This window comes from Branchiibius sp. NY16-3462-2 (genome assembly GCF_001594145.1).
In the GTDB taxonomy this organism is placed as follows: Bacteria; Actinomycetota; Actinomycetes; order Actinomycetales; family Dermatophilaceae; genus Branchiibius.
In genome coordinates, this window is the sequence record NZ_LVCF01000035.1 from 103,278 (window position 1) to 113,895 (window position 10,618).

Below are 10,618 nucleotides of genomic sequence, written 5' to 3' on the forward strand. Positions count from 1 at the left end.
GAGGAGTTGTGTGTTGGCTGCGAACCTGACCGTTGGTCGTATGGGAAGTGCCGACCATGACACTCTCGCCCCGCTGTGGGTCTCCGCGGTCAGTGACGACGGGCACCGCACCCACTTCGCCGAGCGGCAGGTTACCGAAGGTCGGCTGGCGAGTGCCCTTGCGCGCGAAGAGGTTTCGATCTATCTCGCTCGTGTCGACGATGTCCCGGCCGGGTTCGCGGTCCTGACGCTCGACCAGTTGTCCGGCCTCACCGTCGAGCCGACGCTGTGGCTGGAGCAGTTGTGGGTCGTCCCCGAGATGCGTCGTCGTGGTGTGTCCCGGGTGCTGTTGGCCGCTGCGGTCTCCCGGGCCGAACAGGTCGGAGCGACCTCCCTGGTCTCCTGTGTGCCCGCCACAGGTCGCGACGAGCAGCGGTTCTTCGCCCGGCTGGGTTTCGGACCGTATGTCAACGCACGCAGCGTGGCTCCCGCCGCCCTGCGTCGGCGGCTGACCGCCGACGACCATCGCGAGACCGTCGCGACGGCGCTGGTGCGCCGCCGCCGGTCCTTGCGCGCCCGCGCCGCACTACCCCGCCTGTGACCCCGGCGCGGCGTCGCGCAGCAGACAGGTGATACGCGACGTACACACGCGTTTGCCGTTCTCATCGGTGACCACCACCTCGTAGGACGCGAGGGTGTTGCCCAACGACAGCGCCGTCGCCGTTCCGGTCACCACACCACCGCGTGCCGCCCGGTGATGGGTGGCGTTGATGTCCAGGCCGACCGCGACCCGGTTCTCGCCGGCGTGCAGCGCCGCCCCCACCGAACCCAGGGTCTCTGCGAGCACCACGCTCGCGCCGCCGTGCAGCAATCCGTAGGGCTGGGTGTTGCCGGCCACCGGCATGGTCGCCACGAGCCGCTGCGGGCTGACCTCGATCAGTTCTATTCCCATCCGTTCGATCAGGGTGCCAGTGGTGGAGAAAGAAGTGTCAGTCATAGCGCCTAGGCTGCCATGCGTGAGGCGATTGCTACTGCTCGACGGACACTCGTTGGCCTATCGCGCGTTCTTCGCGCTTCCGGCGGAGAACTTCTCGACCACCACCGGGCAGACCACCAACGCGGTCTACGGCTTCACCTCGATGCTGATCAACGTGCTGCGTGACGAGGAGCCCACCCACGTCGGGGTGGCTTTCGACGTGTCGCGTCAGACGTTCCGCGCCGCCGAGTACCCCGAGTACAAAGCCGGTCGCTCCAAGACACCCGATGAGTTCAAGGGGCAGGTCTCGCTGATCCACGAGGTGCTCGCGGCTCTGCGGATCCCCTATGTCGAGTCGGAGGGTTACGAGGCCGATGACGTCATCGCGACCCTTACGACCCGGGCGGTGGCCGAGGGATTCGATGAGGTCCTGATCTGTTCCGGCGACCGGGACGCCATTCAGTTGGTGAGTCCGCAGGTCACGTTGCTGTATCCGCGCAAGGGTGTCTCCGATCTGGCCCGGATGACGCCCGAGGCGGTGCAGGAGAAGTACGGCGTGCTCCCCGAGCGCTACAGCGACCTGGCTGCGTTGGTGGGGGAGAGCTCGGACAACCTGCCGGGAGTCCCGGGGGTGGGTCCGAAGACTGCCGCCAAATGGCTTGGCCAGTACGGCGATCTGGGCGGTCTCGTGGCGCACGTCGGGGAGATCAAGGGCAAAGCCGGTGAATCGGTGCGCGAGCACCTGGACGGGGTGCTGCGCAACCGCCGCCTCAACCAGTTGCTGCGCGACCTGGACCTGCCGGTCACCCCCGATGACCTGGTCCGGCAGGTGTGGGACCGCGACGAGGTGCACCGGGTCTTCGACGGGCTGGAGTTCCGGGTCCTTCGCGACCGGCTCTTCGCGACCCTGGAGGCAGCAGAGCCGGAGGCGCAGGAGGACGTCACCGTCGACGGCGCCGTGTTGGCCGCCGACGAGGTCGCCGGGTGGCTGGCCGAGCAGGTGCCTGCCGGTGCACGAGCCGGTGTGCATGTGGTCGGCTCGTGGGCCCAGGGCACCGGTGACGCGCGCGGCATCGCCCTCGCCGTCGGGGAGGGCGAGCACGCCGGCGCCTATGTGGATCTGGCCACGCTGACCCCCGAGGCGGAGGAAGCCGTCGCTCAGTGGGCCGCAGATCCGTTGCGGGAGAAGGTGTTTCACGACGTCAAGGGCCAGTTGCAGGCGCTGTCGGCGCGTGGTCTGCCGGTCGAGGGTGTCGTCAGCGACACCGCCCTTGCCGCCTACCTGGTGCGCCCGGACCAACGCTCCTACGACCTGGCCGATCTTGCCCTGCGGCACCTGAAGGTCGAGCTCAACCCGACCGGTGACAACCCCGACCAGGGACTGCTCGCCCTGGACGGGATGGACGACGAGGCCCAACAGGCGATGCGCAACGCCAGCGCGGTGCTGGACCTGTCGGTGGCCCTGGACGACGAGTTGGTCGCGACCGGCGGCGCTGCTCTGTTGCGCGACGTCGAACTTCCGCTCGCCGGGGTGCTGGCCACCATGGAGCGGGACGGGATCGCCGTGGACACCGACCTGCTGGCCGAACTCGAGGACGGCTACGCCGACGGAGTGCACCAGGCCGCGCAGGACGCCTACGAGGCCATCGAGGGCAAGCAGATCAACCTCGGATCGCCCAAACAGTTGCAGGCGGTGCTCTTCGACGATCTGGGCATGCCCAAGACCAAGCGCACCAAGACCGGCTATACGACCGACGCCGACGCGCTGACCGAGCTCTACGCCAAGACCGGTCACCCCTTCCTTGAGGCACTGCTGCGGCACCGGGATGCGACCCGGTTGCGGGTGACGGTGGAGGGCCTGCGCAAATCGGTGGCCGACGACGGTCGGATCCACACGACGTACCAGCAGACCATCGCCGCCACGGGGCGGTTGTCCTCGACGGACCCCAACCTGCAGAACATCCCGATCCGCACCGAGGCCGGACGGCGGATCCGCGAAGTTTTCGTTGTCGGGAACGGTTACGAGTCGCTGATGTCGGCCGACTACAGCCAGATCGAGATGCGGATCATGGCGCATCTGTCCGGCGACGCCGGGCTGATCGAGGCGTTCCGGGGCGGGGAGGACCTGCACCGGTTCGTCGGGTCGCGGGTCTTCTCGGTGGATCCGCCCGAGGTGTCCCAGGAAATGCGCGCGAAGGTGAAGGCGATGTCCTACGGTCTGGCCTACGGGCTGTCGGCCTTCGGTTTGTCCAAGCAGTTGTCGATCTCCACCGGGGAAGCCTCGGGGTTGATGGAGGAGTACTTCGCCCGGTTCGGTGGCGTACGTGACTACCTGCACGAGGTCGTCGAGCAGGCCCGCAAGACCGGGTACACCGAGACGATGCTGGGCCGGCGGCGTTATCTGCCCGACCTCACCTCGGACAACCGGCAACGCCGCGAGATGGCCGAGCGGATGGCGCTCAACGCGCCCATCCAGGGTTCAGCGGCGGACATCATCAAGCTGGCGATGTTGCGCGTCGGAGCCTCGCTGGAGGAGGCCGGGCTGCGCTCGCGGATGCTGCTCCAGGTGCACGACGAACTCGTGCTGGAGATCGCGCCGGGGGAGTTGGCCCAGGTCGAGCAGATCGTGCGCGACGACATGGGCCGGGCGGTTGCCATGGACGTGCCACTGGACGTCAGCATCGGCGTCGGCCGGTCCTGGCACGACGCGGCGCACTAGTCAGCGCCCGTCCACTGCGCTGCGACCTGGCCGCGTCAGCCGGCGATGCACACCTGCGCCCGGTGACCCGGTGCGGTGCTCGATGAGATGTCGAGGTCGTGCTGCTCGCAGTCGTCAGGTGCCGATCCAGGGGACCATTCCACACCCGGGTCAACGTCGCGCAGCCAGACCGTCACGGCGTCGGCCGGTGCCTTGCTGATCCGGCGGAAATCGTCGTCCTGCCGGCGTGGCCACAGCACGTCGAAGTAAACGTCGCGCCCCCGCGCCGCCAGGGCTGCCGCGACCGCCGGACTCAGGCTCGCCCACGAGTAACCGCCGCTGTATCGGACGACGACCGCGCGACCGGCGTACTCGGGTCTTTCCATCTCCTTCACGACGATCTGGTCGACGTTTGCGGCGACCGCGACCTGCCGGGCGTAGTTCGAGCCTGGAAGCACCGTGGCAGGTGCGGGGTAGGTGATGGCGGCGGCGACGACCGCTACAGCCAGCACACCCACCATGCCGGGCCGCCACCGGCGGGGGAGTCGTCGGCACAGCCACCACAACGACATCCCCGCTGACATATAGACAGTGCCGGTCAGGATCGCCAGGTAGCTCAGCTGGAGCCCCGACTGTGCCCGCGATCCCACCAGGAGCGCGGTCATCGTGCCGATTGCCGCCACGACAACGCCGGTCGGCACCACGGCCCGGCGCAATGTCCGGTCGGCGCGGGCTCGACGCAGGCACTCCCACACCGCCAGCGCCGCGACAACGGCGAGTCCAGCCATCACCACCAGGTGCGCTGCCGACCCGCCCCACGGCAGGACCATCTCGCCCAGGGGTTGGGCGGCCGCCCGGAGACCCACGGGGTGCCGGCCGGCCGAACCGCCGTATCCGTGCTCCCGGATCCAGCGCCCACGACCACGTGCCACATCTCGAGGAGATTGTTGGGCTGGAAGGACACTGCCTCAGCAATCACCGGCGCCCAGCACAGCGCAGCCACCGCGACGGCGATCGTGCCGCGTCGACGCCACCAGGCTGGCCGGTGCAGCGGGTGAATGGCCGACAACGGCCACATCGCGTCGTGCCGCAACCCCCACTGCCACAAGCCGATGACCGCCACGAAGACGGTGATGCACAGAATGGGAGGCAGGAGCGCGATGTGCGGCTGCGCCCACAGGCTGGCGAATGCGACGTACGCGATCAGCGCATCGCTGTGACCCACGGCGAGCCGCCACGCCAGGACGATGACGGTGACCAGCCCGAGCAGCGGGAAGTAGAAGTTCCACGGCTCTACCAGGTAGCTGCGAAAGCCCGCGATCAGGAGCGCGAAGACAGCGACGACCAACCAGCCGCCAGCCAGACCACCGGTGCGGTAGGCAGCGCGGACCGCAACCACGATGCACGCGACCTGCACCAGCAGACAGCCGATCAGCAGTCCGGCCGGGAGGTAGCCGGTCATGGCGTACGGCAACGCAAGCAGATAGAACTGCGCCGGTCCGGGATGGTGGGCGAACACGCCGGGGGTGCTCAGGTCGCTCGTTGATCGCTGGCCCTGCAGTGGTGGGTGGCTACTGAAGACGTCGTGCACTTTGACGGCGATGATGCCCTCGTCGCCCTGCGGCACCCAGCCGGAGATGAGGTCGGCGATCACGAAGCCCGCGAGCACCAGGCACAGGAGCACCGTCGCTGCGACCAGCAACTGGTTCCCTCGTCCTGCTGGCAATGCGCGGATGCGAGCCGCCGAGGCGGAGACCGTGACGCTCACGTGCACCGCTCACGGGCGAGGGTCAGCGCCGCGGGCGTTCCAATATCCAGCCCGGCGCTATCGTCGCGGTAGGCGAGAATTTTCGAGCCGGAGGCCAGCAGAGCAGGAAGTACGTCGCGCTCCAGGCTGAGTGACCACTCCGGGTTGGTCGTTGCAAGCCGATCACACTGGGCCGCAACCGAACTGATCACGTCAACGGAAAAGACGTAACAGCCTGCGTTGGCCAGTCCAGCGCCGCCGGTGGCTGGTTTCTCCTCGAACGCTTGCACCCATCCGCCGGGTGTCACGGTGACGGCCCCGAACGCCCGCAGGTCGGGCACGTAACGCACGTGGAGGCATCCGACGGCCGCTGCGCTCGAGCGCGCAGCGGCGAAGGCGTCCAGTTGCGCCGCCAGGTCATGGCCGCCGAGTTCGTCGGCGTTGAGCACGATGACCGTGTCGACGTCACTGAGCAGGCCGGCGGCGGGCAGGAACGCTCCGGCCGTGCCGCGCGGTTGGTGCTGTACGGCGTAACGCAGGCGCACGCCGTACCTGCTGCCATCGCCCAGCGCCGCCTCGAATCGGTCGGCGAGATAGCTGGTGGCCAGTACGACGTCGGTGATCCCGGCCGCGGCCAGTCGGCGCAGCGGGTGGGCGATCACGGGTTCGCCGCCGATGTCCAACAGCGGTTTGGGACAGTCGTCCGTCAGCGGGCGCAGGCGCTGCCCCCGACCCCCCGCCAGCACCAGAGCAGCCACGGTCATTGCTGCTTCTCCAGCTGGTCGGCCATCCAGGTCCAGACGATCGGGGCGGCCTGGGGGGTGAAGTGCAGCCCGTCCTGCCAGAGCGGTTGGCCGTTGATCGTGTCGCGGTACCCGTCCGCGCACAGGAAGGAGAACAGATCGAGCACCTGGACGCCGTTGCGCTTGGCCCACGCCCCGGCAACCGCGTTGAGGTGGCGGACCTTGGCGTCGTCGTTGATGGCGCTGATCTCTGAGTCGTTCGTGAAGGCGGCCATCCGGTGACAGGACAGGTTGAGCAACACGAACCGGCGGGCACCCGCGTGGTCCGCACCGGAGCGCACCTGGTCCAACGACCGTTCGATGAACGCGTCGTGCGCTGCGCTGCCGAAGCGTAGTTGCGTGCCGTCGACCTCGAAGTCGTTCACGAACGCCTGGCTGACGGGGTAGATCACCATGTCGGGGTGCTGTTGGCTGAGATCGGCGACCCACTGGCTTGTCCAGGCGGGGCACTGGCTCAGCGTGGGTTGCACCTGGCCGTCGATGATCCGCTTGCCCGGCCAGGGTTCGCAACCCAGGCTGGTCACGCTCTGCACCTGCATCATCGGTAGGGCCGCGGCCGGAAACCACTGGGCCAGGCCGAGCGGCACCGAGTTCCCGACCAGACTGACCCGCGTGGCCGCGCCGGACGCCGATGGGGCCGGCGCCGAGTAGCTGATCTGGGGGCCGGCGGTCTGGGTGGGTGCGGCCACCGCGTCCCCCGTGCGCACACCCGCGATCAGAGCGATGGCGAGCAAAGGAACCGCCGCACACGCCACGACCTTGCCCAGCCACGGCCGGGAAGGCACCAGGGCGCGCAGACCGCCGCGGTGCACCGGTTGCTCGACGAAGCGATAGCTGAGGTACGCCGCGCCGAGCGAAACAGCAATCCGCACCACCGAGAGGGGTGCGCCTGTGAGGCCGATCCGGTCGGGGGTGAGGAACACGATGACCGGCCAGTGCCACAGGTAGAACGAGTAGCTGAGACGGCCCAGCCATACCAGGGGAGCGGCCGACAACACCCGCTGGACGGGCGTGGCGATCGGGGCCGCCGCTGCGGCGATGACCACGAGCGACAGCAAGCAGATGACAATGAGGCCGCCCCGAAACAGCCACGAGGCGTTCTCGTCGGCTACCACGAAGGTCGCGAGCACGGCCAGGCCGGCAGGGAGCGCGACCCACCCGATCCAGCGGTCGAAAACGCGCAGATCGTCCCCGGCGCCGACTCGCTGCCCGAAGTCATGGCCGCCCAGCCAGATGCCCCCGATGACGCCGATGAGCAGTTCGAACGCACGGGTGAATGTCGAGTAATAGACGTTCGTGGGGTCGGTCCCCGGGATGTATTGCACGCCCATCCACAACGCGGACGCCACGGCCAACACGGTGAAAACGGTGGTCAATGGCCCACGCGGGGCTCGAGGGGTGAATCGCCGGGTCAGTGCGAGCACGGCGATGAGCAGCAACGGGAAGACGAGGTAGAACTGCTCCTCGATGGCCAGCGACCAGGTGTGCCGCAGCGGCGACGGCAGCCCCAGCGTGCTGCCGAAGTAGGTGTCGTCGGACAACAGCAGCCGCCAGTTGGCGACGTAACACAACGTCGCGAGGGCATCCAGGGCGATGGAAGCCCGGCGTGCCGGCAGCGACCAGAAGTTGCTGACAACCAGGACTACCCCGACCATCAGGACCAGGCCCGGTAGCAACCGGCGCGCTCGGGCCAACCAGAACGCGAGCAGGTCGATCGACTGCCACCGCCGGTACTCGGCGAGCAGCAACGAGCAGATCAGGAACCCGGACAACACGAAGAAGACATCGACGCCGAGCCAGCCGCCACGCAACCAACCGGCGCCCAGGTGGAAGATCACCACACCCAGCACGGCCAGTGCCCGCACCCCGTCCAGAGCGGGTCGATAGGGCAGCGTTCGCCCCGCCTGCCGATCCCCCGTGTGCTGCACGCCACTAGAGTAAGTGGCTATGTCCGAGCAACCCGCATTGCCCAGTACCACGCGCAACGCCGTGTCCCTACGGACCGGTAGCAAGGTCTGCCTGCTGCTGGCGCTGGTGGCGCTGGCGGCCGCAGCGTATTTCTACTTCGCGCCCTCGACATTGCGCACCCAGACCGGTGGGGTGTTCGGCTGCGGCTCTCCGGGCAGTCCGGTCGACGGTGACTTCGCCCGCAGTGTCTGTCAGAACATCACCGACGTCGACCTCTACCGCAGCTACCTCCTGCTGGCCGTCGCCCTCATCGTGGGTGTCCTCGGCTGCGCCTTGTTCGGCGTGGATCGCCGGCAGGTCGAGCGACGCCCACGCGGCTACATCTCCGAGGACGGCCGTTTCGAGACCGCACCCCGCCCGGACGACGCGGGCCAGGAGTCTGCCTGATGGACACCGCGAAGTTTCTGGCTGCAGTCCCCGCCCTCTTCGACGGGGATCCGCAGACCACTGCACCCTCGGACCCGCGGTGGCAGGGGTTCGTCGACGGCCCGGATGCGGTGACCGGCTTCACCGGCCCGAACGAGTTGGCCGTGTTGCATGCGGCCGCAAACCTGTTGCCACCAGACGAGGTCTATCTGGAGGTAGGCACGTTCAAGGGGCGCTCGCTGTGCGCCGCGGTGCAGGATGCACAGGACCAGAAGTTCTACGCCATGGAGAACTTCCTCGAATTCGGGATGGCCGGGCAGGAAGCCCGCGCTGAACTCGAGACCAACCTGGAGCAGCATGCATCGGGAGCGCAGGTGCACCTGTTGGAGGGCGACTGCTTCAAACTGATGGCGCAGCCGGACCTTCTGCCCGGTCCGGTGGGGGTCTACTTCTACGACGGTGAACACACCTTGCTGTCGCACTATCTGGCGCTGGCCGTCGTCGAGCCGCTGTTGGCCGATGAAGCGCTGGTACTGGTCGACGACGCGACCTGGCCGGTCGTCAAGCGCGCCCACCAGCAGTTCATCAAGCGGCACCCCGGGTGGCAGGTTGCCGAGTGTTGGGATGCCCGGGAGGCGGACGATCCGCTGTGGGCCAACGGGTTACACGCTCTGGTCTACCGCCGTCCGCCGGGGGCGGGGCGCGAGCTGAGCCGCACCGACGAGGCACTGCGCTACTACCAGGCGCACGTGCAGGACCGTCTCAACAGCGTTGCGTGGAAGGCCGCCGCCCGGTTCCCCGGGCCGGCCAAGGAAGCAGCGCGCTGGGTGATGGGACGCTCGCGCAAGATCGACTGAGGTCTCACCGCCGCAGTCGTAGTTCGATCAGCCCGCCCAGGGCGATGACGCTGGCGCCCACGCCGCAGACCAGGGCGATCTGCGCGCCCGAACCATGCATCCATAGTGCGATCACCGCGATCTGCGCGGCGGTGACCAGCCAGGTCAGGGCGCCCAGGGCGGCGCGCCCGCGGCTCATCTCCGAGAACAGCCATACCTGGGCCAGCGCCCAGGCGATGCCGAGCAGGACGCAGGCCAGCGCGAGAGGTCCGTACTCGGCGTACTCCTGACCGCCCGCCGCCGTGACCCAGAAGCGCGGGTTGATCGCCACAATGGCGAATCCGGTCAGTCCGATCAGGACCACCAGACCCGTCGCCCGCAGCAGCGCGCGGGTCGCGTCCACCCGGTGCATCCGCGGGACCACGATGAGGGCGATGAACTGCGTGCCCCAGAAAATGGCCCGCGCAAAGGTGGAGGCCAGGGCGTAACCGCCTGACTCGTGTGGGCTCAGGAAGTGCCGGGCCAGCAGCACATCGACGTTGGTGAGGGCGATGAACGCGGCGAGCGAACTGTTGGAGCGCACCATCTCGGCGACCAACCCGTGGCCGGTGGCAGGTAGCGCGCGCAGTTCGCGGCGGCACAACCACGCGCCGATCAGGACGGTGGCGACGTTCGCGATGAGCATCGCGGCCATGACGCCGGTGACGTCGGTGCGCAGCGCCGCGGCGACGAAGGCCGCGACCAGCCGGGTGATCGCCGTCGCGATGTAGAGCAGCGCAAGCGCAGGTAGGCGGTGGCTGCCCAGGAGGATGCCCTGCAAACAGCCGGTGATCAGCATCCCGGGCAGCATCGCGGCCAGCAGCACGACCGCCCACACCGACGACAGGTGGAAGGCGGCGGCCAGGGCGGGGGCGATCGCGACCGTGACAACGGTGGCCACCGCGGACAGCAGCAGGGTCGCCCGCAACCCGGAGGTGACCTCGCCGGTGCGATCGAGCGCGATCCGACGGGCAATGATCACCTGGAACGCGCCGGCCGGGATGGACAGCAGGACGCCGTACGCACTCAGCGCGCTGTAACCGCCGAAGTCGGCCGCGCCCAGCGAACGGGACAACAGCAGGACGACCAAGTAGCCGATGGCATTGGCGGCGCCCATCGCGATGCCCAGCGCGGCACTGCGCATCCGCCCCGGCGACGACAGGGGCGGGGCTGACACGGTGACCTAGGTTACTCCCGGGTTATATT

General features: G+C 68.4%; 10 protein-coding genes. 4 read left to right on the forward strand and 6 right to left on the reverse strand.

Translation table 11 applies throughout. The annotated features are described in order from the left end of the window. Positions 1 to 40: 40 nt before the first annotated feature. Positions 41 to 580, forward strand: coding sequence for a GNAT family N-acetyltransferase (locus AZH51_RS09920; RefSeq protein WP_291523766.1), 540 nt, complete (start codon positions 41 to 43; stop codon positions 578 to 580). Here the strand turns inward: AZH51_RS09920 and AZH51_RS09925 are convergent. Further along, on the reverse strand, positions 566 to 976 hold the full coding sequence (locus AZH51_RS09925) for a PaaI family thioesterase (RefSeq protein ID WP_291523768.1): 411 nt from the start codon (positions 974 to 976) through the stop codon (positions 566 to 568). The genes AZH51_RS09920 and AZH51_RS09925 overlap by 15 nt on opposite strands. A 19-nt stretch (positions 977 to 995) precedes the next feature. On the opposite strand from AZH51_RS09925, the gene polA reads away from it, so the two are divergent. Further along, positions 996 to 3,674 (forward strand): DNA polymerase I, encoded by a 2,679-nt coding sequence (gene polA, locus AZH51_RS09930; protein ID WP_291523770.1) that lies wholly within the window; start codon positions 996 to 998, stop codon positions 3,672 to 3,674. Positions 3,675 to 3,709: 35 nt separating this feature from the next. Here the strand turns inward: polA and AZH51_RS09935 are convergent, their stop codons facing one another. From AZH51_RS09935 to AZH51_RS09950, 4 genes are read right to left on the reverse strand one after another with little or no spacing between them, the layout of a single operon-like run. Beyond that, the gene (locus AZH51_RS09935) at positions 3,710 to 4,483 is read right to left on the reverse strand and encodes a hypothetical protein (RefSeq protein ID WP_291523772.1); all 774 of its coding nucleotides are present in this window, start codon (positions 4,481 to 4,483) and stop codon (positions 3,710 to 3,712) included. Further along, entirely contained in the window at positions 4,441 to 5,421 is a 981-nt protein-coding gene (locus AZH51_RS09940; protein ID WP_291523774.1) for a hypothetical protein, read from the reverse strand. The genes AZH51_RS09935 and AZH51_RS09940 overlap by 43 nt, the downstream gene beginning before the upstream one ends. Then, positions 5,418 to 6,164 carry a nucleotidyltransferase family protein gene (locus tag AZH51_RS09945; RefSeq protein WP_291523776.1) on the reverse strand — a complete coding sequence of 249 codons (747 nt, stop codon included), beginning with the start codon at positions 6,162 to 6,164 and terminating at the stop codon, positions 5,418 to 5,420. The genes AZH51_RS09940 and AZH51_RS09945 overlap by 4 nt, the downstream gene beginning before the upstream one ends. Continuing rightward, entirely contained in the window at positions 6,161 to 8,131 is a 1,971-nt protein-coding gene (locus AZH51_RS09950) for an acyltransferase family protein (protein WP_291523778.1), read from the reverse strand. The genes AZH51_RS09945 and AZH51_RS09950 overlap by 4 nt, the downstream gene beginning before the upstream one ends. 19 nt (positions 8,132 to 8,150) lie before the next feature. Between AZH51_RS09950 and AZH51_RS09955 the strand changes: the two genes are divergently transcribed. Further along, a complete protein-coding gene (locus tag AZH51_RS09955) occupies positions 8,151 to 8,558 on the forward strand; it encodes a hypothetical protein (RefSeq protein ID WP_291523780.1) in 408 nt (135 codons plus the stop codon). Next, positions 8,558 to 9,394 (forward strand): class I SAM-dependent methyltransferase, encoded by an 837-nt coding sequence (locus tag AZH51_RS09960; RefSeq protein ID WP_291523782.1) that lies wholly within the window; start codon positions 8,558 to 8,560, stop codon positions 9,392 to 9,394. Before AZH51_RS09955 ends, AZH51_RS09960 begins: the two co-directional genes overlap by 1 nt. A 4-nt stretch (positions 9,395 to 9,398) precedes the next feature. Here AZH51_RS09960 and AZH51_RS09965 read toward each other — a convergent pair whose 3' ends face one another. Next, positions 9,399 to 10,589, reverse strand: coding sequence for an oligosaccharide flippase family protein (locus tag AZH51_RS09965; protein WP_291523784.1), 1,191 nt, complete (start codon positions 10,587 to 10,589; stop codon positions 9,399 to 9,401). Positions 10,590 to 10,618 lie beyond the last annotated feature (29 nt).

What these genes read in the sequence shown, in the direction of transcription:
- AZH51_RS09920 (WP_291523766.1), top strand. Translation starts at nt 41, where the DNA reads ATGGGAAGTGCCGACCATGACACTCTCGCCCCGCTGTGGGTCTCCGCG.
- AZH51_RS09925 (WP_291523768.1), bottom strand. Translation starts at nt 976, where the DNA reads ATGACTGACACTTCTTTCTCCACCACTGGCACCCTGATCGAACGGATG.
- AZH51_RS09935 (WP_291523772.1), bottom strand. Translation starts at nt 4,483, where the DNA reads ATGGTCCTGCCGTGGGGCGGGTCGGCAGCGCACCTGGTGGTGATGGCT.
- AZH51_RS09945 (WP_291523776.1), bottom strand. Translation starts at nt 6,164, where the DNA reads ATGACCGTGGCTGCTCTGGTGCTGGCGGGGGGTCGGGGGCAGCGCCTG.
- AZH51_RS09955 (WP_291523780.1), top strand. Translation starts at nt 8,151, where the DNA reads ATGTCCGAGCAACCCGCATTGCCCAGTACCACGCGCAACGCCGTGTCC.
- AZH51_RS09960 (WP_291523782.1), top strand. Translation starts at nt 8,558, where the DNA reads ATGGACACCGCGAAGTTTCTGGCTGCAGTCCCCGCCCTCTTCGACGGG.